The organism is Gallaecimonas kandeliae (genome assembly GCF_030450055.1).
Taxonomy (GTDB): Bacteria; Pseudomonadota; Gammaproteobacteria; order Enterobacterales; family Gallaecimonadaceae; genus Gallaecimonas; species Gallaecimonas kandeliae.
Map to the genome: position 1 here is coordinate 1,757,936 of NZ_CP118480.1, position 23,115 is coordinate 1,781,050.

At 63.7% G+C, this 23,115-nt stretch carries 23 protein-coding genes and 4 tRNA genes; 19 read left to right on the plus strand and 8 right to left on the minus strand.

The window, feature by feature from the left end:
- Window positions 1-148 precede the first annotated feature (148 nt).
- The 8 genes from uvrY (at window position 149) to PVT67_RS08600 (ending at window position 4,854) form a co-directional block, all read left to right on the plus strand.
- The gene (gene uvrY, locus PVT67_RS08565) at window positions 149-793 is read left to right on the plus strand and encodes a UvrY/SirA/GacA family response regulator transcription factor (RefSeq protein WP_301499481.1); all 645 of its coding nucleotides are present in this window, start codon (window positions 149-151) and stop codon (window positions 791-793) included.
- Entirely contained in the window at window positions 793-2,601 is a 1,809-nt protein-coding gene (gene uvrC / locus PVT67_RS08570; RefSeq protein WP_301499482.1) for an excinuclease ABC subunit UvrC, read from the plus strand. Before uvrY ends, uvrC begins: the two co-directional genes overlap by 1 nt.
- Before the next feature lie 19 nt (window positions 2,602-2,620).
- Window positions 2,621-3,169 carry a CDP-diacylglycerol--glycerol-3-phosphate 3-phosphatidyltransferase gene (pgsA, locus tag PVT67_RS08575; protein WP_336407827.1) on the plus strand — a complete coding sequence of 183 codons (549 nt, stop codon included), beginning with the start codon at window positions 2,621-2,623 and terminating at the stop codon, window positions 3,167-3,169.
- Window positions 3,170-3,398: 229 nt separating this feature from the next.
- A tRNA-Gly gene (locus tag PVT67_RS08580) sits at window positions 3,399-3,473 on the plus strand.
- 133 nt (window positions 3,474-3,606) lie between these two features.
- A tRNA-Cys gene (locus PVT67_RS08585) sits at window positions 3,607-3,680 on the plus strand.
- A 55-nt stretch (window positions 3,681-3,735) separates the two neighbouring features.
- Window positions 3,736-3,809, plus strand: a tRNA-Cys gene (locus PVT67_RS08590).
- A gap of 11 nt (window positions 3,810-3,820) precedes the next feature.
- Window positions 3,821-3,907 (plus strand) — tRNA-Leu (locus PVT67_RS08595).
- Window positions 3,908-4,083: 176 nt separating this feature from the next.
- On the plus strand, window positions 4,084-4,854 hold the full coding sequence (locus PVT67_RS08600) for a DNA/RNA non-specific endonuclease (RefSeq protein WP_301499483.1): 771 nt from the start codon (window positions 4,084-4,086) through the stop codon (window positions 4,852-4,854).
- Between the two features lie 46 nt (window positions 4,855-4,900).
- On the opposite strand, the gene PVT67_RS08605 is transcribed toward PVT67_RS08600, so the two are convergent.
- The 5 genes from PVT67_RS08605 to PVT67_RS08625 all read right to left on the minus strand — a co-directional run bounded on the left by PVT67_RS08605 (window position 4,901) and on the right by PVT67_RS08625 (window position 8,687).
- Complete coding sequence (locus PVT67_RS08605) at window positions 4,901-5,707, minus strand: DUF2797 domain-containing protein (RefSeq protein ID WP_301499484.1); 807 nt, start codon at window positions 5,705-5,707, stop codon at window positions 4,901-4,903.
- 53 nt (window positions 5,708-5,760) lie between these two features.
- A complete protein-coding gene (locus PVT67_RS08610; RefSeq protein WP_301499485.1) occupies window positions 5,761-6,171 on the minus strand; it encodes a GNAT family N-acetyltransferase in 411 nt (136 codons plus the stop codon).
- Window positions 6,172-6,223: 52 nt separating this feature from the next.
- A complete protein-coding gene (pdxR, locus tag PVT67_RS08615) occupies window positions 6,224-7,672 on the minus strand; it encodes a MocR-like pyridoxine biosynthesis transcription factor PdxR (protein WP_301499486.1) in 1,449 nt (482 codons plus the stop codon).
- 104 nt (window positions 7,673-7,776) lie between these two features.
- The gene (locus PVT67_RS08620) at window positions 7,777-8,211 is read right to left on the minus strand and encodes a carboxymuconolactone decarboxylase family protein (protein WP_301499487.1); all 435 of its coding nucleotides are present in this window, start codon (window positions 8,209-8,211) and stop codon (window positions 7,777-7,779) included.
- 104 nt (window positions 8,212-8,315) lie between these two features.
- Window positions 8,316-8,687 (minus strand): hypothetical protein, encoded by a 372-nt coding sequence (locus PVT67_RS08625; RefSeq protein ID WP_301499488.1) that lies wholly within the window; start codon window positions 8,685-8,687, stop codon window positions 8,316-8,318.
- Window positions 8,688-8,950: 263 nt separating this feature from the next.
- On the opposite strand from PVT67_RS08625, the gene PVT67_RS08630 reads away from it, so the two are divergent.
- On the plus strand, window positions 8,951-9,517 hold the full coding sequence (locus PVT67_RS08630) for a manganese efflux pump MntP (protein ID WP_301499489.1): 567 nt from the start codon (window positions 8,951-8,953) through the stop codon (window positions 9,515-9,517).
- A gap of 79 nt (window positions 9,518-9,596) precedes the next feature.
- Window positions 9,597-10,094, plus strand: coding sequence for an acyl-CoA thioesterase (locus PVT67_RS08635; protein ID WP_301499490.1), 498 nt, complete (start codon window positions 9,597-9,599; stop codon window positions 10,092-10,094).
- A 26-nt stretch (window positions 10,095-10,120) separates the two neighbouring features.
- Here the strand turns inward: PVT67_RS08635 and PVT67_RS08640 are convergent, their stop codons facing one another.
- Window positions 10,121-10,537: a hypothetical protein gene (locus PVT67_RS08640; RefSeq protein ID WP_301499491.1), complete on the minus strand. Its 417-nt coding sequence runs from the start codon at window positions 10,535-10,537 to the stop codon at window positions 10,121-10,123.
- Window positions 10,538-10,639: 102 nt separating this feature from the next.
- Window positions 10,640-12,664, minus strand: coding sequence for a methionine--tRNA ligase (gene metG, locus PVT67_RS08645; protein ID WP_301499492.1), 2,025 nt, complete (start codon window positions 12,662-12,664; stop codon window positions 10,640-10,642).
- 183 nt (window positions 12,665-12,847) lie between these two features.
- On the opposite strand from metG, the gene apbC reads away from it, so the two are divergent.
- Genes apbC through PVT67_RS08675 form a run of 6 tightly spaced genes read left to right on the plus strand, consistent with a single transcriptional unit; the run spans window position 12,848 to window position 16,666 of the window.
- Window positions 12,848-13,873 carry an iron-sulfur cluster carrier protein ApbC gene (apbC, locus tag PVT67_RS08650; RefSeq protein ID WP_301499493.1) on the plus strand — a complete coding sequence of 342 codons (1,026 nt, stop codon included), beginning with the start codon at window positions 12,848-12,850 and terminating at the stop codon, window positions 13,871-13,873.
- 42 nt (window positions 13,874-13,915) lie between these two features.
- Window positions 13,916-14,551, plus strand: coding sequence for a uridine kinase (udk, locus tag PVT67_RS08655; RefSeq protein ID WP_301499494.1), 636 nt, complete (start codon window positions 13,916-13,918; stop codon window positions 14,549-14,551).
- A gap of 9 nt (window positions 14,552-14,560) precedes the next feature.
- Window positions 14,561-15,145 carry a dCTP deaminase gene (gene dcd, locus PVT67_RS08660; protein ID WP_301499495.1) on the plus strand — a complete coding sequence of 195 codons (585 nt, stop codon included), beginning with the start codon at window positions 14,561-14,563 and terminating at the stop codon, window positions 15,143-15,145.
- The gene (arfB, locus tag PVT67_RS08665) at window positions 15,145-15,561 is read left to right on the plus strand and encodes an alternative ribosome rescue aminoacyl-tRNA hydrolase ArfB (RefSeq protein WP_301499496.1); all 417 of its coding nucleotides are present in this window, start codon (window positions 15,145-15,147) and stop codon (window positions 15,559-15,561) included. The genes dcd and arfB overlap by 1 nt, the downstream gene beginning before the upstream one ends.
- Window positions 15,562-15,602: 41 nt before the next feature.
- Complete coding sequence (locus PVT67_RS08670) at window positions 15,603-16,361, plus strand: lipase family protein (protein WP_301499497.1); 759 nt, start codon at window positions 15,603-15,605, stop codon at window positions 16,359-16,361.
- The gene (locus PVT67_RS08675) at window positions 16,358-16,666 is read left to right on the plus strand and encodes a putative signal transducing protein (protein WP_301499498.1); all 309 of its coding nucleotides are present in this window, start codon (window positions 16,358-16,360) and stop codon (window positions 16,664-16,666) included. The genes PVT67_RS08670 and PVT67_RS08675 overlap by 4 nt, the downstream gene beginning before the upstream one ends.
- 75 nt (window positions 16,667-16,741) lie before the next feature.
- Here the strand turns inward: PVT67_RS08675 and PVT67_RS08680 are convergent, their stop codons facing one another.
- A complete protein-coding gene (locus PVT67_RS08680; RefSeq protein ID WP_301499499.1) occupies window positions 16,742-17,596 on the minus strand; it encodes a tetratricopeptide repeat protein in 855 nt (284 codons plus the stop codon).
- 176 nt (window positions 17,597-17,772) lie between these two features.
- Here PVT67_RS08680 and PVT67_RS08685 point away from each other — a divergent pair, with 176 nt between their 5' ends.
- The 3 genes from PVT67_RS08685 to PVT67_RS08695 are packed head-to-tail and all read left to right on the plus strand — an operon-like array spanning window position 17,773 to window position 23,099.
- On the plus strand, window positions 17,773-18,993 hold the full coding sequence (locus tag PVT67_RS08685; RefSeq protein ID WP_301499500.1) for a DUF945 family protein: 1,221 nt from the start codon (window positions 17,773-17,775) through the stop codon (window positions 18,991-18,993).
- A gap of 37 nt (window positions 18,994-19,030) precedes the next feature.
- Complete coding sequence (locus PVT67_RS08690) at window positions 19,031-20,374, plus strand: FG-GAP repeat domain-containing protein (protein WP_301499501.1); 1,344 nt, start codon at window positions 19,031-19,033, stop codon at window positions 20,372-20,374.
- Window positions 20,375-20,432: 58 nt separating this feature from the next.
- On the plus strand, window positions 20,433-23,099 hold the full coding sequence (locus PVT67_RS08695; protein ID WP_301499502.1) for a putative bifunctional diguanylate cyclase/phosphodiesterase: 2,667 nt from the start codon (window positions 20,433-20,435) through the stop codon (window positions 23,097-23,099).
- The last annotated feature ends 16 nt before the right edge of the window (window positions 23,100-23,115 follow it).

Here is a 23,115-nt window from a genome sequence, read left to right on the forward strand (position 1 = left end):
GGCCTTTTTGCATTCAAGCTTCTGACTTCCTTACTTTTTGCTTTATTTCTGGGCATTCGCGCCCGCGCCGTGCCGGAATACCTTGCCTGACCCCCGACCATTGCTTAGATTGTGGTGCAGAGACATTGGCCTTTTTTGGGGGCACGCTTTGATCAAGGTTCTGCTGGTCGATGACCATGATCTGGTACGGACGGGGATCCGCCGGATCATCGAAGACACTAAGGGACTCAAGGTGGTGGGCGAAGCCCAGACCGGCGAGGAAGCCATCAAGCTGTGCCGTGACAATGCCCCCGACGTGGTGCTGATGGACATGAACATGCCCGGCATCGGCGGCCTGGAGGCCACCCGCAAGCTGGCCCGTTACTGCCCCGACACCAAGATCATCGTACTGACCGTCGTCACCGAAGATCCCATCCCCCAGAAGGTGATGCAGGCCGGCGCCGCCGGTTACCTCACCAAGGGCGCCAACCCCGACGAGATGATCAAGGCCATCAAGGCCGTCTGCACCGGCCAGCGCTACCTGGCCCCGGAGATCGCCCAGAAGATGGCCTTGCGCCAGTTCGATGGCGGCGACGAGAACCCCTTCGGTCAGCTCTCCGACCGTGAGCTGCAGATCATGATGATGATCACCAAGGGCGAGAAGGTGCAGGACATCTCAGAGAAGCTGAGCCTGAGCCCCAAGACGGTCAACAGCTACCGCTACCGCTTGTTCGAGAAGCTGGACATCACCAACGACGTGGAACTGACCCACCTGGCGATCCGCTTCGGGATGCTCGACACCAGCAAGCTCTGATGTTCGACCACAAGGCCTTCCTCAAGCACCTCACCAGCCAGCCTGGTGTCTACCGCATGTTCGATGTCGACGGCACCGTCATCTATGTGGGCAAGGCCAAGGATCTGAAGAAGCGGGTCTCCAGCTATTTCACCCGCAGCCAGCACAGCGCCAAGACGGTGGCCCTGGTGGCCAACATCGCCAACATAGAGGTGACGGTCACCAATACCGAGACCGAAGCCCTTATCCTCGAAAACCACCTGATCAAGGCCCACAGGCCCAAATACAACGTGCTGCTGCGGGACGACAAGGGCTATCCCTATATTCTGGTGTCCGGTCATCAGCATCCCCGCATCGCCGTGCACCGCGGTGCCCGCCGGGAGAAGGGCGACTACTTCGGCCCCTATCCGTCGGCCGGCGCCGTGCGTGAATCCTTGAAACTGATGCAGCGGCTCTTTCCGGTGCGCCAGTGCGACGACAGCTATTACAAGAACCGCTCCCGCCCCTGCCTGCAATACCAGCTCAAGCGCTGCCTGGCTCCCTGCGTGGCCGGCTATGTCACTGACCAGGACTACGCCGAGCAGGTGCGCCTGGCCAAACTGTTCTTGAGCGGCAAGAACCAGCAGGTGATAGCCCAGTTGGTGGCCCGAATGGAGCAGGCAGCCCAGGCCCTGGATTTCGAGCAGGCGGCGCGGCTGCGTGACCAGATCCAGGCGCTTCGCAAGGTCCAGGAAAGCCAGTGGGTGAGCGGCAACGCCGAGGAGCTGGATGTCATCGCCTGCGCCGAGCGCCAGGGTACCTTGGTGGTGCAGGTGCTGGTGGTGCGTGACAACAAGGTGTTGGGCTCGCGCAGTTACTTCCCGAAGCTGCCCAGGGACACCGATCTCATCGAGGGCCTGCAGGGCTTCTTGCAGCAGTTTTACCTGGGGGGCCTGCACGGCCGCCAGGTGCCGGCGGAGGTGATCCTCGACCGCGAGCTGCCGGAGCTGGACCTGCTGGGTGAGGCGGTGGGCGCCGAGGCCGGCCGCAAGGTGCAGTTCAGGACCAAGGTCAGGGGTGAGCGCCGCCGTTACCTGGAGCTGGCGGCCAAGAACGCCGCCACTGCCCTCGATGCCCAGTTGGCCCATAAGGGCACCGTCAGTACCCGTTACAAGGCCCTGAAGACCTTCCTGGCGTTGCCCGACCCCATAGAGCGGATGGAGTGTTTCGACATCTCCCACACCCAGGGCACCCATACGGTGGCCTCCAACGTGGTGTTCGGCCCTGAGGGGCCGCTCAAATCCGATTACCGCCGTTTCAACATCGAGGGCATCACCCCGGGTGACGACTACGCCGCCATGGCCCAGGCCATGGCCAGGCGTTTCAAGAGCCCGGACGACAACCTGCCCGACATCCTCTTTATCGATGGCGGCAAGGGCCAACTGGCCCAGGCGGAAGCCCATTTCCAGGACTGGCCCAAGCCGCCGCTGCTGGTGGGGGTGGCCAAGGGCGTGGACAGGCGGGCAGGGCAGGAGGTGCTGATCCTCGGCTACAGCCACAAGGAACTGACGCTGCCCCCGGACAGCCCGGCCCTGCACCTGGTGCAGCACATCCGCGACGAGTCCCACCGCTTCGCCATCACAGGCCACCGCGGCCAGAGAGCCAAGGCCGGGCGCACCTCGACCTTGGAGAACATCGAGGGGGTCGGGCCCAAGAAGCGCCAGGCGCTGCTCAAATACCTCGGCGGCCTGCAACAAGTGCGGGCCGCCAGTATCGACGAACTGACCAAGGTGCCCGGCATAAGCCGTGCCTTGGCCGAAAAGATCCATGCTACACTGCACAGCCATTGAAGGGCCCCGTCAGACAATCATGACCATTCCAAATATCCTGACCCTGTTCCGCCTGCTGCTGATCCCCATCTTCCTGGTGATGTTCTATGTGCCTGTTTTCTGGGCGCATTGGGCCGCCGCTTTCGTGTTCTGGCTGGCCGCCATCACCGACTGGCTGGACGGCTACCTGGCCCGCAAGCTCCAGCAAAGCACCCCCTTTGGCGCCTTCCTCGACCCTGTGGCCGACAAGGTGATGGTCACCGCCGCCCTGGTGCTGATCGTCCAGGACTACCAGAGCCTCTGGGTAACGGTGCCGGCGATCATCATGATCAGCCGCGAGATCGTCATCTCGGCGCTGCGGGAATGGATGGCCGAGATGGGCCAGCGCGAGCAGGTGGCCGTGTCCTGGATAGGCAAGGTCAAGACCACGGCCCAGATGCTGGCCCTCATTGGCCTGGTGTCCGGCTGGGAGCCCTTCGTGTTCCTCGGCATGCCGCTGCTCTACATCGCCGCCGTGCTGACCCTCTGGTCCATGGTGAGCTACCTGGCGGCCGCCTGGCAGTACCTGTGGAAGCATGCCGGCAGTTAATGCTCAAAACACCAGCTGATTGCTGTTTTTTTGGCTAAACAGTCATAACCCCCTGTTTCACCTTATTGACTCGGCGGGGCAGACAGGTAGAATGGCTCGCACTTCCGGGGCCTCCCGGGGTAACGCAAAACGTGAATAGCTTGGTGGCAAAGCCAACCTCACGAGGTTGGGGCGGGGCGCGCAGCCTCGCGAGTGAAAGCCTTTCCAAGCTGCTCCGGCAGCAAGACAAGCGGGAATAGCTCAGTGGTAGAGCACAACCTTGCCAAGGTTGGGGTCGCGAGTTCAAGTCTCGTTTCCCGCTCCAAACAAGACAGGTGATGGGTCAATAGGCCGGTCACCGGCGGCAAGAAAGCGACAGGTCGCTCGGGCTAGGTGCCCCCTTCCAGTCTCCTTTCTCGCTACCAACCTAGAACAACGCCAGCGGCGATGTTCACCAAGGCGCGATGGCAGAATGGCTATGCAGCGGATTGCAAATCCGTGTATCTCGGTTCGACTCCGGGTCGCGCCTCCAATTCAAGACTGGGCTCCCTGCCTGGTCTGATGGACCCCAGGGTCCTGCACAATTTGGCGCGATGGCAGAATGGCTATGCAGCGGATTGCAAATCCGTGTATCTCGGTTCGACTCCGGGTCGCGCCTCCAGCTTTACACCAGCCCGGATGGTGAAATTGGTAGACACAAGGGATTTAAAATCCCTCGACGTTCGCGTTGTGCGGGTTCAAGTCCCGCTCCGGGCACCATTTTCCCTTATCTCCTTTTTCCTTTGAAAACAACAAGAAAGATGCCTTTCTAGTCCTCCTCGTGCTCGCTTTGTGACTATCGCCTGATTTTTATCCTTTTGTATTCTCCGTGAAATATTTTTGTTGTCGATCTCGGTTAGTTTGGCTGTGGCTTTACACAACCTAGAGAGACAAACATGAAAAAATGGATATTGATCAGTGCCCTGGTGTCGGCTTCTGCCGCTGCCGTTACCTCACCCAACTGCCTTTACGGCTGTCCCGAGGGGGCTGCTGCGTCAGACGAGTTGATCTTCAGGGACATCTACACCTTGTCCAACAACAAGACCACCAAGTTCGCCGACTGGGCCGCCTATGTGGTGACCCAGGCCACCATCGACGGCCCGACCCGCAAGCGTTACTGGAAGGCCGATCCCGAGCTGCCCGCCGCCGACACCCTGGAGCCGGCCGACTACACCGGCGCCAACGCCGAGCTGGGCACAGACCGCGGCCACCAGGTACCGCTGGCCAGTTTCTCCAACACCAGCAACTGGGCCGCCGCCAACTACCTCTCCAACATCACCCCCCAGAACGCCGACCTCAACGAAGGTGCCTGGGAAAAGCTGGAGAACGCCGTCAGGAGCCTGGTGCGCGCCCAGGGCGACACCTATGTGCTGACAGGCCCCCTCTACGAGCGCTACTGGGGCACCTTGCCGGGTGCCGACGAGAGCCATGTGATCCCGTCCGGTTACTGGAAGATAGTGGTGCGCAGCACCAGCCAGGGCCTCAAGGCCTCGGCCTTCATCATGGATCAGGACACCCCCCGCAGCGACAGCCATTGCGGCTACCAGACCACCATCGACGAGGTGGAATACCGCACCGGCCTCAATGTCCTGCCCCAACTGCCCGCCGCCACCCAGGACGCCCTGGAGGCGAGCTTCGGCGGCTTGGCCAGCGACCTCGGTTGCTGATAAAAAAAGGCGGCCTTGGCCGCCTTTTTTCCTTCCCCATCTTCGCTCAGGCTAGAACTTCCACCTCGTAGGAGCTGAACTTGCGGACATTGAGGACGCCGCAGTCGAGGATCAGGTATTGGCCCTTGATCCCCAGCAGGGTGCCGTCGATAGCCGTGGTCTTGTCCAGGTTGAGGGCGCTCAGCTTGGCCGGGTACTGGCGTACCGGGTAGTTAAATTCCAGCACGCTTTCGTCCAGCAGTTCCCAGGCGTCAGTCCCGAACTGCAGCTTGAGGCCGTCCAGTGACTGGCTTATCTGCGGCAGCAGCCTGGCCGCCTCCGCCTTGAGATCCAGCGGCTCGGCCTCGCCCTTGAGCAGGGCCCGCCAGTCGGTCTTGTCGTTGATGAAATCGGCCAATGCCACTTCCACCAGGCCGGCGATGCGCCTGGTGGCCACCTTGATGATGGGCAGGGCCTGGCTGGCACCCTGATCCATCCAGCGGGTCGGCGCCTGGCGGGTGATCCCGACCTTGAGCCCAGAGGTGTTGGCCAGGTAAACGAGGTGGGGGATCATGCAGTGGCTTTCGCCCCAGTCCGGCTCCCGGCAGGTGCCCAGGTGAAGGTGACAGGTCTCGGGCTTGAGGATGCACATGTCGCATTGGGCCAGCTTCTTCATGCAGGGAAAGCAGTAGCCCTGGGAAAAGCTCTTCTTGGTCTTACGCCCACAATGGCAGCAATAGATGTTGCCGGTAAAGGCCAGGGAGATGGGCTTGCCGATCAGCGGATTGAGGTCCAGCAGCTGCTCGCCCACCACCAGCTGGTAGGCCACTTCATCCCCTTGGCGGGTGCGCATCTTGTCCAGGGTACCTAGCATCTGTCTTCGTCTTTTCATGGCTTGGCCCGCCAGTATACAGGGCCTGGGCCGCTTTAAAGATCTTTGGTCAGGTAATGGCGGGCCCCGTCCAGGGGGTAGTGGTCCAGGGTGAAGGCCAGCACATAGCCGTGGCGCTCGTAAAAGGGCCTGGCCTGGAAGTCCAGGGTGTCGAGGAAGGCCTTGGTGCAGCCGCGCTGACGGGCGGCGGTTTCCATGGCGGCCAGCAGCTTGCTGCCGGTGCCCTGGCCGCGCTGGGCCGGGTTGACCCAGAGGTGCTCGATAAAGAGCCAGTTGCCGAAGGTGTTGCCGTCGATGCCGCCCAGCAGCTCGCCCTGGTCGCCTGCCAGGGACACGGCCAGGGGTTTGCGCGCTATGGCCGGCCAATGGGCCCTGTTGAAGCTGCGTATCTCAAGGCTCAGGCGCTCAAGCAGGGCCGGTTCAGGGTTGTCGTGGATTTGCATCATGGTTCGGGCTGAAGGGAAAACGCCTGGACTATGACAAAATCCGCCGCCGCCGTCACCTGGCGCCCGGGCCTGCCAGCTGGGTGAGGATATCCCCCAGGATGTCGAGGGCCGGATCTATGTCGAGGGTCTCTATGGCGCCGTAGCCCAGCAGCAGCCCTTGGGCGCCTAGGCCTTCATGGTAGAAGCCGTCGATGGGGTAGAGCCCCAGTTGCCGCTGTCTTGCCTGGGCGATGAGCTGCACCAGATCCAGCTTCTGCCTGGCCAGGGCCGTCAGGTGGAAGCCGGCTACCGACGGCACCAGTTCGAACCAGGGAGCCAGGTCCCCCTGGAAACGGGCCAGCAGCCGTTCGCGGCGGCTGCTGAAGAGCTCGTGGCAGCGGCGGATGTGCTTGAGCAGCAGGCCCTCCTCGATGAACTTGACCAGCGCCCATTGGCTGAGGGTCGGGCTATGCCTGTCGATGAGGTGGCGGGCGGCGATGACGGCGGTCTGCAGGGATGGCGGCAGCACTGTGTAGCCCAGGCGCAGCTCGGGCAGCAACGTCTTGGAAAAGGTGCCGACGTAGGCCACCAGCCCGGCCTGGTCCAGGCTGTAGAGGGTGTCAAGGGGCCTGCCTTCGTAGCGGAACTCGCAATCGTAGTCGTCTTCGATGATGACGGCGCCAAGGGCCTCGGCCTTGGCCAGCAGGGCCTTGCGCCTGGCGTCGCTCATGGGCATGCCGAGGGGAAACTGGTGGGACGGGGTCACGTAGATGAGGCGAACCCCTTCAGGGATGGCGTCCACCACCAGGCCCTCGGCATCCACCGGCACGCCTTGCACCTTGGCGCCCTGGGCCTCGAAACACTGGCGGGCCGGAGGGTAGCCGGGCTCTTCCACCGCCACCAGGCAACCGGGCTCGACCAGCACCCTGGCCAGCAGATCCAGGGCCTGCTGGGCACCGTTGCAGACCACCAGATCGTCAGCCTGGCATTGAACGCCGCGGCTGAAGCCGATGTGGTGGGCTATGGCGTGGCGCAATGCCGGCAGCCCTGCCGGCTGGCTGTAGAGGCCACGGGACTTGTCGGCCTGGCGCAGGGCATGCTGCACGCAGCGCCGCCAATCGTCTTGGGGGAAATGGGTCTTGGTGACGGCACCGCCGAGAAATTCGTAGCGTAGGGCCTGGTCTGGAGGAGGGTGGCGCAGGTTGTTCGCTATGCCTTGCCAGCGGCGCAGCGTATTGGCACTGGCGAGCCGGGGTTGGTGGTCCCTGGTGTTGGGCTCGGGAGGCCTTGGGCTGACGAAGGTACCGACACCGACCTTGCCTTGCAGCAGGTTGTCGTAGGTCAGCAGGGCGTAAGTGTCGGCCACTGTCTTGCGGGACAGCCCCAGCTGCTTGGCCAGCAGCCGGCTGGGCGGGAGCTGGCTGCCCGGTGCCAGGCGGCCCGATCTTATGGCGTCCTTGAGCTGGCGGTAGAGCTGCGCGCCAAGATCCCTGTCGCCTTCGATGACGAGGTGTAACTCCATCTTCCTCTCCCAAGGGGGCAAGGCCATTAGCCTAACTCCCCTTGGGTGGGGCTGAACAGGGCAGGTGCACAAAGAAAAGGCCCGGTTTGTGCCGGGCCCAGGGTTCAGGGCTTGAGGGCCATGCCGACGCCGAAGCGGTTCCAGGCGTTGATGGTGGCGATGGCCAGGGTCAGGTTGACTATCTCGGCGTCGCTGAAGTGCTGGCGCAGGGCCTCGAATTCCTGGTCGCTGGGGTGCTGCTGGGACAATTTGGTATTGCTCTCGGTCCAGGCCAGGGCGGCACGCTCCCTGGGGGTGAAGAAGTCGGTGTCGCGCCAGACGCCCAGGGTCTGCAGGCGGGCCTCGGTTTCACCGCCCTTACGGGCGTCCTCGGCGTGCATGTTGACACAATAGGCGCAACCGTTGATCTGGGAGGCGCGCAGTCGCACCAGCTCCAGCAGAGGTTTATCCAGGCCTGACTTGGTTACGGCCTCTTCCATTGCCAACATGGCGTTGAAGGCGTCGGGGGCCGCTTTGGCCCATTGGATCCTGGCGGTCATGGTACTGTCTCCTAAGGTGGCCCGCGCACTGCGGGGATGGCCTTACCTTAGAGCGACAGCGGCGCAAGACGAATAGCCAATCCGGCGCTTTTCGGGTAGACCACTCACCAGCGGCCTATGACTTCCAGCACCTTGCCGTCGCTGTTGAGCTTGGCCTCGATGTGGCGCTCGGTGCGATCGCCCCTGCTGTTGACGGCGCTGTACGTCAGCCGCACCACGAAATCGCTGCCGGCCGGCCAGCGGTTGACCGCCAGGCGCTCGAAGCTGTCGGGCTTGAAGAGGTTTTGCCTGGCCAGGCCTTCCAACTCGTCCAGCCCAGAAGGGCCGGCGGCAGGAGCGGGAAGGGAATTGACGTCCAGTTGATGTGCTGACTGGTCTTGCCGGTAGACATCTAAGGTAACGCCTAGGGCCAGGCAGAGGGTGGTGCCCAGCATGGCGGTTAGGGCAAGGAACCCGTAGTGCTGTCTTGTTGCCATGATGACCTTCCTGAGTGATGGGAGACAACCGCTTCCTTATTGAACAGCCGTTCATCAGCATAGCCCAGGATCCTGACCTTGCTTTCAATAGCTTGCCTTGATACCTTGGCCGCCGCTTTGGGGAGTAGCCGGCTCTCGCCAAAGATGGCCTCTATCAGGATGCCGGGTCCCAAGGACCCTGGTGCAGGCGACCTCCAGATAGGCAAGGCCGTGCCATCGGGTGCCTGCCTTGCTGCTGTTATTTGCCTGTTCAGGACAATTCAATGAGCCTCTTCTCCCTCATCCTCATCGCCTTTGCCATGTCCACTGACGCCTTTGCCGTAGCCTTGGCCAGGGGCGCCGCCCTGCGCCATCCCCGCTTCTCCCATGCCTTGAAAGACGGCTTGCTGTTCGGCCTGGTGGAAGGCCTGACCCCGCTGCTGGGCTGGCTCTTGGGGGTGGGGGCCGCCGGCTATATCGCCGAATGGGATCACTGGCTGGCCTTCGGCCTGTTATCGGCCCTGGGCGCCAAGATGATCCATGAGGGCCTGCAGGCCCCGGATACGGATGTCGAACCCAGACGCCGCGCCATCTGGCTGCTGCTGGTCACCGCCATGGCCACCAGCGTCGATGCCCTGGTGGTGGGCCTCGGCTTTGCCTTCGTCAAGGTCGATATCCTGGTCGCATCCCTGCTGATCGGCCTGGCCACCACCCTGATGGTGACCCTGGGCCTGCTCGTCGGTCGGCAGTTGGGCAGCTGGCTTGGCAAGAAGGCCGAGGTGGCCGGCGGCCTGGTGCTTATCGTCGTCGGCAGCCTGATCCTGCGCCAGCACCTGCTGGGCCTGGCCTGAGCCGGACAGCTCTGGGACCTAGCAGCTGGGGCGCCCCAGCTGCTAAGGTGTGCCGAAGTCCCTTTTAGGAAGTACCCCTATGGATACCCCCAGCCACCAGCTCAGCATGAGCGTCTTGATGACGCCGGACATGGCCAACTTCTCCGGCAAGGTCCATGGCGGCGAACTGCTGTCCTACCTCGACAAGGTGGCCTATGCCTGCGCAAGCCGTTACGCCGGCGCCTACGTGGTGACCCTGTCGGTGGACAGGGTGATGTTCCGCCAGGCCATCAACGTCGGCGAGCTGGTGACCTTCCTGGCCTCGGTCAACTACACCGGCACCACCTCCATGGAGGTGGGGATCAAGGTGATCACCGAGGACATCCGCAACAAGGTGGTGCGCCACACCAACAGCTGTTACTTCACCATGGTGGCCCTGGATGACGAGGGCAAGCCGACGCCGGTGCCGCCCCTGGTGCCCGGCACCGAGGAGGAAAAGCAGCGTTTCGAGGCCGCCATACTGCGCCGCAAGCTGCTCAAGGAGCAGGACGCGGCCCACGACGCCATCAAGCACCAGGTCAGGAAAAAAGAGCTCTAAAAAAGCCGCCCTTGGGCGGCTTTTCTTCATTCCAAGGAGACGACATAGCCGGTGTAGACAGTGGCGATGCCGGGAAAGCCTTCCCAACTCTTCGCGAAGCGGTATCGGGTCATGGGTTTCCCTTCGACCTTGATGGGTTTGACGCTGTAGCTGTTCTGGCGGCTGCTGGCGATGTCCAGCAGTTGGTTTAGGGTCATGCAGCGGCGGAGCTGGTGGGCTTGCAGTGCCTGATCGAAGCCAGAACGGTCGACCCCGGCGCAGGGGTGCCAGGAGGGCACAGTGCCGGTGGGAGCGGTTGCCAGCGGTTTAGGCCCGGGCTTGTCGTCCTTTTCGGCTTTTTGTTCGGGGCAGGGGACTTGTTGGTACTGGCCTGGGCCGCATTGATAGACGGCGGCCTGGCTAAAGGGTGCCAACAGGGACACCAAGGGCAGGGCTCTAAGCATTTTGCCTCCATGCAGTTTGCTCACCGCCAGGCTAACACGCCAAAACCCCGCGTCAAAACAGGATCCCCTAAAGAAAACCCCGCCAGGAGGCGGGGTTTTTGCTTACTTGACGCGCATGCCGGGCTGGGCGCTGCCGGCTGAGGCGCCGTCGTCCGGGCCCAGCACCCAGAGATCGCTGCCGCCGGGGCCGGCGGCCAGCACCATGCCTTCGCTCATGCCGAACTTCATCTTGCGGGGCGCGAGGTTCGCCACCATGACGGTGAGCTTGCCCTGGAGATCCTCGGGCGCGTAGGCGGACTTGATGCCGGCGAACACCTGGCGGGTCTCGCCGCCCAAGTCCAGCTCCAGGCGCAGCAGCTTGTCGGCCCCTTCCACGTGCTCGGCCTTATTGATGCGGGCGATGCGCAGGTCGACCTTGGCGAAATCCTCAAAGCTGATCTCCGGGCTGATGGGGTCATCCATCAGGGGGCCTTCGACTTTCTTCACCATGTTCTCCTTGGAAGCTTCGACCATGGCTTCGATATTGGCCGGCTCGATGCGGCTCATCATGGCCTGGAAGGGGTTGATGGCGCGGCCGACCAGCAGTTCGCTGCGGTTGTCCCAGCCCAGTTCCACGCCCAGGAAGGCCTCGACCTTCTTGGCAAGTGTAGGCAGCACGGGTTTGAGGTAGGTGACCAGCACCTTGAAGAGGTTGAGGCTGGCGGTGCAGACCCTGTGGGCCTCTTCCAGGGTGTCGTCGTTCTTGACCAGCACCCAGGGGGCGGTGTCGGCGATGTAGACGTTGGCCTTGTCGGCCAGGGCCATGATCTCGCGGACGGCGCGGCCGAACTCGCGGGCCTCAAAGGCGCGGGCTATGTCGTCGCCCTTGGCCACGAACTCGTCGAAGAGGCCGGTATCGAAGGCGTCGGCCAGTTTGCCGTCGAAGCGCTTGGTGACGAAGCCGGCGGTGCGCGACGCGATGTTGACCAGTTTGCCCACCAGGTCGGCGTTGACCCTCTGGCTGAAGTCTTCGAGGTTCAAGTCCAGATCGTCGATACGGTGGGACAGCTTGGCTGCGTAGTAGTAGCGCAGGTATTCCGGGTCCAGGTGGTCCAGGTAGGTGCGGGCCTTGATGAAGGTGCCGCGGGACTTGGACATCTTGGCGCCGTTGACGGTGACATAGCCGTGGGCGAAGACGTTGGACGGCTTGCGCAAACCTGCGCCGTCCAGCATGGCCGGCCAGAACAGGCTGTGGAAGTAGATGATGTCCTTGCCGATGAAGTGGTAGACCTCGGCATCGGAGTCCTGCTTCCAGAAGTCGTCGAAGTTCAGCCCCGTCTTGGCGCAGAGCGCCTTGAAGGAGGCGAGGTAGCCGATGGGCGCGTCCAGCCAGACGTAAAAATACTTGCCGGGGGCATTGGGGATCTCGAAGCCGAAGTAGGGGGCGTCGCGGGAGATGTCCCAGCGGGCAAGGCCCTGTTCGAACCATTCGCCGAGCTTGTTGGCCATCTCTTCCTGCAAGGAGCCGGAGCGGATCCACGCCTTGAGCATGCCCTCGAAGGCGGGGAGATCGAAGAAGTAGTGCACCGAGTCCTTCAGTACAGGGGTGGCTCCGGATACCACGGACTTGGGATCTTTCAAGTCCACCGGCTGGTAGGTGGCGCCGCAGACTTCACAGTTGTCGCCGTTCTGATCTTCGGCGCCGCACTTGGGGCAGGTACCCTTGACGAAGCGGTCCGGCAGGAACATCTGTTCCTGGGGGTCGAACAACTGGGAGATGGTCTCGGTCTTGATATAGCCGCCGTCATGGAGGCGGTTATAGATGAGTTCGGCCAGCTCGCGGTTCTCATCGCTGTGGGTGCTGTGGTAGTGGTCGAAGCCTATCTCGAAGTCGGCGAAGTCGGCCTGGTGCTCCACATTGGTCTTGGCGATCATCTCCTCAGGGCTTATCCCCTGCTCTCTAGCCTTGAGCATGATGGGGGTGCCGTGGGCGTCGTCCGCGCACACATAATAGGTTTCGTTGCCACGGAGTTTTTGGAAACGGACCCAGATGTCGGTCTGGATGTATTCCAGCATGTGGCCCAGGTGGATGGGACCGTTGGCATAGGGCAGGGCGCTGGTGACCAGAATGCGGCGCGAATTAGCCATCTCTCTCGCTCTTGGTTGTCTCTTTCGATAAGGGCGACAGTTTACGCCAAATTTGCGGGCCCTTGTACCTGTGTTGGGGCCGAGGGGCGCTTGGCAATTCAAGCACTAAGGGAAAAGAGCTGCGATTCCGGGCCGCCGGCCTTGGTGCTAGACTGTCGCCACCGCCATCAGCACGAATTCCCCATGCGTTTTTTCAGTAAAAAGCCCGCCACCGCCCCCCTTTGCCCCATCACCCAAAGGCCCCTGTTGGAGGTGGCCAAGGTACTGGAAGACAGCGAGGCGCTATTGTCGCTGCGCCTGCCTTACCCTGTGGCGGCCCTGGAGGCCGAGCTCAAGGCGGCGGCAGAGCCCCTGCTCAAGGGCCGCAAGCTGCACCTGGAAGGGGAGCTGGCGCGCCACGGCAAGCCCCTGGGGGAGATCAAGAACCTGGTGGCGGTGGCGTCCGGCAAGGGCGGAGTGGGCAAGTCCACCACCACCATCAACCTGGCCCTGGCCCTCAAGGCCCTGGGACTCAAGGTGGGGGTGCTGGACGCCGACTTGTTCGGCCCTTCGCTGCCGATCATGGTGGGCAAAAAAGGCGAGCACCCGGACAGCCCCGACGGCAAGACCATGCTGCCCGTCAAGGCCCTGGGCCTCTATACCCAGTCCATCGGCTACCTGGTGGACGCAGGGGATGCCGCCGTCTGGCGCGGCCCCATGGCCAGCACGGCCTTGATGCAGCTGGTGAACGAGACCCACTGGCCCGACATCGACCTGCTGCTCATCGACATGCCGCCCGGCACAGGCGACATCCAGCTGACCGTCTCCCAGAAGCTGCCCCTGGCCGGGGCCGTCATCGTCACCACCCCCCAGGACCTGGCCCTGAGCGACGCCATCAAGGGCATGGCCATGTTCGACAAGGTCTCGGTGCCGATACTGGGGCTGGTGGAGAACATGAGCTACCACCAGTGCAGCCAGTGCGGCCACAAGGAACACCTCTTCGGCGATGCCGGCGGCGCCGCCCTGGCGAAAGAGAAGGGGGTGACGCTGCTCGGCCAGATCCCTCTGACCCTCGCCATCCGCCAGAGCACGGACGGCGGCAAACCCCAGGTGCTGGCGGCGCCTTCCAGCATGGAAGCCTCGCATTATGACCAGGCGGCGCGCCGGCTCCTGGCCGAACTCCTGAAAAGACCTGTGGTGCCGGCCCCCATCGACATCAAAATGGTGTAGACTCCCCGCAATTTTTTGCCCAGGTAACGAGAGTAGCGAGCCATGTCAGCGGAACAGCCTTGTGTGATTATCGGTATAGCCGGCGCGTCTGCGTCAGGTAAGTCATTGATTGCAAGGACTATCCTGAATGAGCTGAAGGCCGAGGTGGGGCGCGAGGAAATTGCCGTCATCACCGAAGACAGCTACTACCGTGACCAGAGCCACCTCAGCATGGAAGAGCGGGTCAAGACCAACTACGACCATCCCCAGGCCTTCGAGCACGATCTGCTGGTTTCCCAGCTGCAGGCCTTGAAGGACGGTCAGGCGGTGGAGATCCCCGAGTACTGCTACGAGCAGCACACCCGCAAGGCCAGCACCCACAGCCTGACCCCTAAGAAGGTGATCATCCTCGAGGGGATACTGCTCTTGTCTTACAAGCCGTTACGGGACATGCTGCAAGCGTCGGTGTTCGTGGACGCGCCCCTGGACATCTGCCTCAAGCGCCGCCTGCAGCGGGACGTGGCCGAGCGCGGCCGCACCATGGAGTCGGTTCTTCGCCAATACGTGGACACGGTGCGCCCCATGTTCCTGCAGTTCATTGAGCCGTCCAAGCAGTACGCCGACATCATAGTGCCGCGGGGCGGCAAGAACCGCATCGCCATCGACATGCTCAAAGCCAAGATCCGCCAGTACCTCTAGGGAATTGCCATGCGCCTTTGTGATACCGACATCGAACGTTACCTGGCCGATGGCCGCATCCAGATAGTGCCGCCGCCGGCCAGCGACTCCATCAGTGGCGTCAGCGTCGACGTGCGCCTCGGTAACCAGTTCCGGGTCTTCCAGGATCACCAGGCGCCCTTCATCGACCTGTCCGGCCCCCGTTCCGAGGTCAACGCCGCCTTGGAAAGGGTGATGAGCGATGAGATCACCATTGCCGACGGCGACGCCTTCTTCCTGCACCCCGGCGAGCTGGCCCTGGCCGTGACATTGGAGTCCGTGACCTTGCCCGACGACATCGTCGGCTGGCTGGACGGCCGCTCGTCCCTTGCCCGCCTGGGGCTGATGGTGCACGTCACCGCCCACCGCATCGATCCGGGCTGGTCCGGGCGCATCGTCCTGGAGTTCTACAACTCCGGCAAGCTGCCCCTGGCCCTGCGGCCCAAGATGAAGATAGGGGCGCTCAACTTCGAGACCCTGTCCGCCCCGGCGGCGCGCCCCTACAACAAGCGCCAAGACGCCAAGTACAAGGACCAACAGGGCGCCGTGGCCAGCCGCATCGACAGGGACAACTGATGCTGTTGCTCTCTGGCCGCGTCCATATTCCCTTGAACGAGCTGCAGTTTTCGACTCAGCGCGCCCAGGGGGCCGGCGGCCAGCACGTTAACACCACCGATTCCTCTGTGCTGCTCAAGTTCGACTTCGAAGCCTCTCCTTCGCTGCCCGAGCATTACAAGGAGGGGCTCAGGCGCCTGAGCTCCCACCTGATCCACGGCAACCTCATCGTCATCAAGGCCCAGGAATACCGCTCCCAGCATATGAACAAGGACGCGGCCATAGAGCGGCTCAAGGCGCTGCTGGAGCAGGCCGGGCACAGGCCCAAGGTACGGCGGGCCACCAAGCCCACCAAGGCCTCCCAGGAGCGCCGCATCCAGTCCAAGAAGGGCAGGGCCCAGGTGAAGTCGGGCCGCGGCAAGGTGCGTTTCGACTAAAAGGCGGCTATGGTCTTTTCAAAAGACCAGAGTGAGTTGCCGTGAGTTTCTACAATCACCCCCAACACTTGAGCAGGGCCAACCTGGCCCACCTGAGCACCCTCAGCCTCGAGCTGGGTGAGGGCATGTTCAAGCAAGAAGCCCTGGCCGTCGGCGAGGTCCGCCTGGGGCTGGAGATCACCAACAAGCACCTGATCGTCGTGGTGCACCATCCCGAAACCAATACCCGCGACTGGGCCACGGATCTCAAGGCCTTGCCGGTGCCCTGGCCTGAGGCCAGGCCCCTTGGCAAGGTCCACCAGGGCTTCCTGGCCCTGGCCCACCAATGCCTGCCACAGCTGGTGCCGGTGCTGGCCAAACACCTCAAGGCCGGGGTGGCGCTCTGGCTCACCGGCCACGGCGTCGGCGGCGCCATCGCCTCAGTGCTGGCCGCCGAGCTGGCGCTGGTGGAGGAGCTGGAAGTCACGGGACTCTGCACCTTCGGCAGCCCCAGGGTATTCGACAACCGCCTGGCCGCCGCCCTGGAAGAGGTGCTGGGGGAACTCTATTGGCGGGTGGTCAACGACCAGGACGTGGTGACCCGGCTGCCGCCCCGCTGCTTTGGTTACCGCCACGGCGGCCATCTCAGCTATTTCGACGCTACGGGCCGGCTGCATCTGGCCGACGGCCAGCGCTGGTGGGACGGCTTCTGGGACCGCTGCCAGTACCACGGCCAATGGTTATTCGCCAAGGATATCAGTGACATCAACGAACACAGCGTCGAGGAGTACCAGTTCCTGACCCTGGGGGCTCGCCATTGAACGACAGCCTGATCTACACCGCCGCCAACAACCTGGAGGCCTACCTGCTGCAAGGGCTCTTCCAGGGGGAGGGCATAGGGGTCTGGCTGGACAGTGACGCCCTGATGGGGGCCGTGGGCGAGTTGCCCACCGAGGTGCAGCAGGTGCGGATCTGGTGCAATGCCTATCAGCTCGACAGGGCCAAACAGGTCCTGGCCGGCTACCTGCAGACCGCCAACAGCGACTGGTATTGTGGCGGCTGTGGCGAGGTCAATGGCGGCGCCTTCGAGATCTGCTGGCGCTGCCAGCGTCCCAGCCGCTTCTAACTTTTACAGTTCATTTTTCAAAAAACGGTAAAAATAAAGGCGCCAGAGCGGCGCCTTTATCCTTTCCTGACACTGTCAGTACAGCAAGCTGAACAGCTGGCGGCGGTACTTGGCGGCCAGGGCGTTACCCTGGCCCAGGGTGGCGAGGATATCCAGGCAGGTCTGCTTGGCCTCGCCGTTTTGGAAGCCCAGATCGGCGCGCAGTATGGCCAGCAGCGCCTCCAGGGCCTCCTCGTGGCGGCCGGCGGCGGAGAGCTGCACGGCCAGTTTGAGGCGCAGGCCATTGTCCTCGGGGGCGGCCTCCAAGGCCTGGCTCAGCTCACGGATCTCCGGGCTGTCGGCCGCGTCCTGTTTCAGCGTCAGTTCTGCCACCAGCGCCTTGTAGTCGCCGTCCTGCTGGGCCAAGGGGAAGCCGGCCAGCAGCTTTTGTGCCTCGTCCAGGCGCTGGGCCAGCAGGTAGGCGCGGGCCAGGGCCAGTTGCACCGGGTAGGGATCGGCGGCGTTGTGGGCCGCCTGGGACAGGTGGCTGATGGCGCCGGTGCTGTCACCGGCGTCAAGGGCGGCAAGGCCCGCTTCCAGATCCGGGTCCACAGGGGCCGGCAGGTGCTTGTCCAGCAGGGCCTTGAGGCTTTGCTCGGTCTGGGGGCCGGCCAGGCCGTCGATGGGGCGGCCCTGGTCGACCAGGTAGAGGGTTGGGACGCTCTGGATCTGGAACTGGGCGGCCAGCATCTGCTGGGCGTCGCAGTCGACCTTGGCCAACAGGAAACGGCCCTGGTACTGCCCGGCCAGGTTCTCGGCAAGGGCCAGCAGCTGTTCGCTGGGTCCGTGGCCCTTGACGTGGAAGGCGACCAGGATCGGCTGTGCGAAGGAGGCTTCCAGCAGTTGCTGCTGAACATTTTCTAGGGTGGCGTCGAAGCTGTATTGGCTCATAGGGTTCTTGGCGTTTGAGTCATGTTTGCAATATGGGGGCTGGCTCTCAAAAAGCAAGGCAGACACTGATGAGGTATTAGCGCTTTGTGCCTGTACTTGTACATTTACATTGCAGTAACATGGCGTTGTAGACAAAGAGACCGTTTTAAGCGGCGAAAAAACAAGGAATTAGGGCTTTGAAAAAAACACTGATAGCCGTCTCCGTGCTTGCATTGACCGCTGCCGGCAGCACCTTTTATGTCGGCCAGCAGGCCGAACCTCAATATGAGGCCTGGATCCAGGGCCTGTCCGGCAAGGGCCTCAAGGCCGAAAGCCTGGGCTATGACGCCAAGCTGCTGGAGGCCACGGCCAAGACCCGCCTGACCCTGACCGATCCTGAGCTGGTGGCGCTGTTGGCCGAACAGGGCCTGCCCAGCAGCATCATCCTCGAACACCAGTTCCGCTTCCTGCCTTGGCAGGTGACAGGCCATACCCAACCGCTCTGGGAAGGGGATGGCGCCAAACTCAAGGGCCTCTTCGACGATGCCAGCCCCCTGGCCGTCACCAGCGTCCAGACCCTCTGGGGTAGCCAGTCTGTCGAAGGCCGCCTGGGTTACCTGCAGCGGAACGAGGACGGTCACGGCCTGCGGCTTTTCCCCCTGACCTTCAGCTTCCATGGCAACGCCGACGGCTGGACCCAGCACCTCAACTGGAACGGCCTCGAATGGCAGGCCGGCCAGGACCGCCTGGTGCTGTCCGGGGTCAAGCTGGGCCGCAAAGGGCAGGGCGACGACCAGCAATACCAGGCCGAAATCGGGGCCTTGACCTTTAGCGACGGTGGCTTCCTTGGCCTGTCCAACCTCAAGATCACCGGCGATCTGGCGCGCCAGGGGGGCAGGGTACAGCGCCACAGCCAGTGGCAGGCCGACGAGGGCAAGTACAACAGCGAGCATTTCAAGGATCTGGGCCTGGACCTGGCCCTGGATAACTTGGATGAAGAGGCCCTGTCCCGTTTGGGCTCGGCCGTGCTGGCCCTGGCCCTGGACAAGAGCGATGACAAGGCCACCACGGATAATTTCCTCAGCACCCTGACGGCGCTGCTGGCCAAGGGCGGTAGCCTTTCCTTCGACAAGCTGCGCCTCAGCTCCGACACCGGCAACCTCTCTGGCCAGGGCCACTTGACCGTCAAGGCAGGGCCCTTCGACAGCCTCAAGGGCTTCATGGCCCAGGCCGACGGCCAGGTACGGCTCAGCCTGCCTCAGCACTTGGGGAGCCTGGAGCCCCTGGATGCCGACACCCTGGCCCTGTTCAAGGAAAGGGGCTGGCTCAAGGAGCAGGGCCAGGATCTGCTGCTGGACTTCCAGATCAAGAACAAGCAGCTGACCCTCAACCAGCAGCCGTTGCTCTCGGCACTCTGAAGGGGACGGCAGCATGGGCGCAAAAGGGATTTTGTTGGTGATGCTGTCACTACCGGCCTGGGGGGCGCAATGGACGGCGTTGCCCCTGCCTGCCCCGGGGGACGGGGACTGGCAGGAGGCGGCCGGCACTGTCTATGTCGCCGGCCGTGACCAGGGCCGGCCGGTCCTTAACCGCTTGGACAACCGCACCTGGCAGGCCAGCGCCGTTCCCCTGCCAGCGGATACCGATCGCTTCTGCGCCCTGGACGACGGCAGCCTGCTGCTCTTTTCCCGGGACCAGATCTGGCTGGGCGGCGACCAGCCCAGGCTGCTTGGCCGCTTTCCCAGTCTCTGGCGCGGCCTGGCGCCGCGGGATCTCAACAAGGTCGGCTGGTGCCAGGGCAACCGTCTCTTCCTCCCCGATTTCGACCAGCTGCGCGTCTATTCCCTGGTTCAAGGCCAACTCAAGCTGGACGCCGGGCTGCCGGTCAGCGCCTTCATGTCCTTGAACCGCGGAGCCCCCAGCTACAGGGGCAAGTCCCTCTACCTGGCCGACATCGACCTGGACGGCACCGCCGATCTGCTGGTGGAGGACGACGGCCTCTACTACTTTCGCGGCAAGGGGGCCGGCTTTGAACCCGAGCCGCTGCGCTTCGCGCCGGCCCTCGAGCTGACGCCCCTGGCCAGGCGTGCCGTGCGGCTGAACGACGGCGAGGACTTCGCCAAGCTCAGGATCCGCACCCTGGAGGCGGTGACCGATCTGGACGGGGACGGCCTGGCCGACCTGGTGGTGAGCAGCCTGCGCACCAAGAGTCTGCTGGATCAGGAGGTGGTCTTCGAGATCCACTTTGGGCGCCGCACCGACAGTGGCCTGGGTTTTACCGTGGCCCCGGACGCCACCTTCAAGACCCAGGGGGTAGTATTCAGCCTGCGCCGCCAGGACGTGGACGGTGACGGCCGCATCGACTTCTTCACCCCGGCCGTCAGGCTCGGCCTCGGCAAGGTGGTATCGGCGTTGCTCACCGGCTCTGTGTCGGTGGATCTGCGCCTGGAAAGGCAGACCCCACAGCGCCGGCTCCAGGCCGCCGGCAAGGGGGTGACGGCAGACATGAAGGTGTCCATCGGCAGCGGCGAGTTTCGCATCCCATTGATGGCGGCGGCCCGCCTGGAGGGCCGCCAAGCCAGCTTTGTGGTGCAGAGCGACGAAGACGAGGTAAGCCTCTATGGGCTCGAAGGCGACAGGCTCAAGCGCTTGCAGCGGCTGAAGCTGCCCCTGCCCAAGGACGGCGGCCGCTGGCTGGCCGGCCCCGGCTGGTTGCTGCTGTTGCCCGGCCCTCAGGACCAGGTGCGAGACCGGCTGCTGCTGATCCAGGCCAAGGCCCAGGCCAGCTCCCAGCCCTGAGGTTGTCACGCCCCTGTCATGGAGCTGGGGTAGCCTGCCGGGCATTGGCTCCCCGGCTATGGTCCTGGTGCAAGTGTCCCCCTCGGCAAATCGCTACCTCCCCTTGTTGTTGTTGGTTTTCCTCTGGACCCTGCTGGGCTGGGGCGGTTATTGGCTGGTCCAGCAGAACCAGCATCACCAGGCCCAGCAGACCCATATCCTGGCTTTGCAGATAGAGGAGCGCCTCAAGACCTTTGCCAAAGAGCGCCAGGCGGCCCTGAAACAGCTGGCCGCCGTCTGGCCCCTGACCCATCCCAACACCGAAAACTGGTTCTATCAGGAGGCCGGCAACCTCCAGAACATGCTGCCGGGCCTGTCTTACCTTGCCTGGCAAGACGGCCAGGGGCGGCTGCGCATCAGCCGCAGGACGGCCGAGATCCAGGGCTGTGAACAGCAAGAGGGCAGCACCCCCATCAGCCCACAGCTCGGGCAGATCCGCTACCGCATCGCCCTCTGCCAGGTACTGCCCACCATCCTCGACAGCGCCCTGGCCACCGGTTTTGCCGCCGAGGTGCAACTGGGGGACCAGACCGTCTACCGGTTGGGGCAGGGTGGCGATATCCAGGTGGCGGAGCAGTTCCCCTGGTTCGGTAGCTCCTTGCGCCTAAGCCTGTCGCCTTCGGCCCGCCTTGGCTGGCACCTTTACCTGATGATAGGGGCGGCGATGCTGGTGGTATTGATGCTGTCGGTGCTGATCCAGGTATCCCTCAAGCGCGCCTGGGCCCTCAACCGCAGCCGCGTCTTTTTCCAGGGGGCCTCCCAGGCCGCCATGGACGGCCTGCTGGTGCTGAGCCCGGGGAGGGAGGACTGGTCGGTGGCCGAGCATAACGCCGCCCTGGTCCGGATCCTGCCGGTAAGCCCAGGCCTGACACTGATGGAGCTTTGCCAGCGCCTACAGCAGCCGGCCCTGGCGGCAGAGCTGATGGCCTTGCCGGCCCAGGCCGGCAGCCTTATCCGCCAGTTTGGCCTGCCTGATGGCCGCTGGCTGCAGCTGCAGGGCGTAGCGGCGGGGGAGAACCTCGCCATCACCTTGCGCGACATCACAGAGCTCAAGCTAAAGGAACAGGATCTGGCCGACCGTGAGGCCAAGTACCGGCGCCTCATCGAAGGGCTGCGCGGCCACCTCATCTTCACCCTCGACGAGCAGGGCCAGCCGGCTTTCATCTCCAAAGGCGGGGCCGAGCTGTTCGGCCAGCGGGAGGCGACTGCCGTATTGGAGGAGCTGCGGGGCCACAACCGCTGGCAGGAGGCCAAGGCCAGGCTGCTGGCCGGGGAAAGCTCGGTGCGGTTGCAGCTGCCCCTGGCCTTGCCCGAACTGGGCGAACGGCGGGTCGAAGTGGCCCTTGGCAAGGTGGAGGGGGGCTTCGAGGGCATCTTACGGGATGTGACCGACGAGGCAGAATTGCTGCGGCGCATCCGCCACCAGGCGGCCCACGATGCCCTGACGGGCCTTGCCAACCGCTACGCCTTCGACAAGGCCCTGGGCCTGGCCTGGGAAAGCGGCGAGCCCTGCCAGGGGCTGCTGCTGATGGATCTCGACCAGTTCAAGCTGGTCAACGACCGCTTTGGCCATGAACTGGGGGACGCCCTGTTGGTGGCCGTGGCCCAGCGCCTGGAACTGGCCTTGGGCGGCAAGGGCCTGTTGGCGAGGCTCGGGGGTGACGAATTCGCCGTCCTGCTGCAGGGGGATCACCAGGCCCTGGATGGCCAGGCAGATGCACTGCGCCAAGCCCTGTGCGCAGAGCCGCTCCAGGCCGGCCCCCACCAATTCTCCGTCACCGCCAGCCTGGGGCTGGTGCCCTTTGGCGCCGCTCCGGATCCCCAGTCCTTGAAACGCATTGCCGACATGGCCGCCTATGCCGCCAAGGAAGCCGGCGGCAACCGCTTGCAGTGCTACCGGGAGGGGGACGGTTGGCTCAAGGCCAGGGAAGAGATGATGGCCTGGGCCGACAAGCTGCGCCTGGCCCTGGAGCAGGACAGGCTGGTGCTGGCGGTGCAGAGCATCGCCCTGGCCCAGCATCCGAACCGGGTGGCCCACCGGGAGGTGCTGGTGCGGCTGCTGGACGAGGCCGGCCAACTGGTGCCGGCCGGCCGCTTCATCCCGGCCGCCGAACGCTACGGCCTGATGGTGGCCCTGGACAGGGCGGTGATCACCAAGGGCCTGGCCTGGCTGGCCGGCCAGCCCCAGGAAAAGCTGGCCTTCAACCTCTCCGGCGCCTCGCTGTCGGACCAGGGTTTCTGCCGCTGGCTGCTCGATACCCTGGCCAAGAGCTCCGTTGCCGCCGAGCAGCTCTGCTTCGAGGTCACTGAAACGGCCGTCATAGAACACCTTGGCCATGCGGTGGAGCTGATGGATGCCTTGAAGGCCCAGGGCTGCACCTTGTCACTGGACGATTTCGGCTCCGGCATGAGCTCCTTGTCCTACCTCAAGGCCCTGCCGGTGGATCACATCAAGATAGACGGCGCCTTTGTCCGCGAGATAAAGCACACCCATTTCGACAGGGTGGCGGTGCGCACCATCGCCTCCCTGGCCAGGGCCCTTGGCAAGATGACCATCGCCGAGTATGTCACCGACGAGGCCACCCTGGCGCTGCTCAAACGCCTGGGGGTGGACATGGTCCAGGGCTATGCCATCGACGAGCCCCAGCCCCTTGAGCAGCTGCGGCTCAAGGCCAGCGCTTCCTGAAGCGAAAAAGGCGGGT

Excerpts from the sequence above, each read along its gene's own strand:
- uvrC (WP_301499482.1), top strand. The coding sequence starts at position 793 with ATGTTCGACCACAAGGCCTTCCTCAAGCACCTCACCAGCCAGCCTGGT.
- pgsA (WP_336407827.1), top strand. The coding sequence starts at position 2,621 with ATGACCATTCCAAATATCCTGACCCTGTTCCGCCTGCTGCTGATCCCC.
- PVT67_RS08600 (WP_301499483.1), top strand. The coding sequence starts at position 4,084 with ATGAAAAAATGGATATTGATCAGTGCCCTGGTGTCGGCTTCTGCCGCT.
- PVT67_RS08605 (WP_301499484.1), bottom strand. The coding sequence starts at position 5,707 with ATGCTAGGTACCCTGGACAAGATGCGCACCCGCCAAGGGGATGAAGTG.
- PVT67_RS08610 (WP_301499485.1), bottom strand. The coding sequence starts at position 6,171 with ATGATGCAAATCCACGACAACCCTGAACCGGCCCTGCTTGAGCGCCTG.
- pdxR (WP_301499486.1), bottom strand. The coding sequence starts at position 7,672 with ATGGAGTTACACCTCGTCATCGAAGGCGACAGGGATCTTGGCGCGCAG.
- PVT67_RS08620 (WP_301499487.1), bottom strand. The coding sequence starts at position 8,211 with ATGACCGCCAGGATCCAATGGGCCAAAGCGGCCCCCGACGCCTTCAAC.
- PVT67_RS08625 (WP_301499488.1), bottom strand. The coding sequence starts at position 8,687 with ATGGCAACAAGACAGCACTACGGGTTCCTTGCCCTAACCGCCATGCTG.
- PVT67_RS08630 (WP_301499489.1), top strand. The coding sequence starts at position 8,951 with ATGAGCCTCTTCTCCCTCATCCTCATCGCCTTTGCCATGTCCACTGAC.
- PVT67_RS08635 (WP_301499490.1), top strand. The coding sequence starts at position 9,597 with ATGGATACCCCCAGCCACCAGCTCAGCATGAGCGTCTTGATGACGCCG.
- PVT67_RS08640 (WP_301499491.1), bottom strand. The coding sequence starts at position 10,537 with ATGCTTAGAGCCCTGCCCTTGGTGTCCCTGTTGGCACCCTTTAGCCAG.
- metG (WP_301499492.1), bottom strand. The coding sequence starts at position 12,664 with ATGGCTAATTCGCGCCGCATTCTGGTCACCAGCGCCCTGCCCTATGCC.
- apbC (WP_301499493.1), top strand. The coding sequence starts at position 12,848 with ATGCGTTTTTTCAGTAAAAAGCCCGCCACCGCCCCCCTTTGCCCCATC.
- udk (WP_301499494.1), top strand. The coding sequence starts at position 13,916 with ATGTCAGCGGAACAGCCTTGTGTGATTATCGGTATAGCCGGCGCGTCT.
- dcd (WP_301499495.1), top strand. The coding sequence starts at position 14,561 with ATGCGCCTTTGTGATACCGACATCGAACGTTACCTGGCCGATGGCCGC.
- arfB (WP_301499496.1), top strand. The coding sequence starts at position 15,145 with ATGCTGTTGCTCTCTGGCCGCGTCCATATTCCCTTGAACGAGCTGCAG.
- PVT67_RS08680 (WP_301499499.1), bottom strand. The coding sequence starts at position 17,596 with ATGAGCCAATACAGCTTCGACGCCACCCTAGAAAATGTTCAGCAGCAA.
- PVT67_RS08695 (WP_301499502.1), top strand. The coding sequence starts at position 20,433 with ATGGTCCTGGTGCAAGTGTCCCCCTCGGCAAATCGCTACCTCCCCTTG.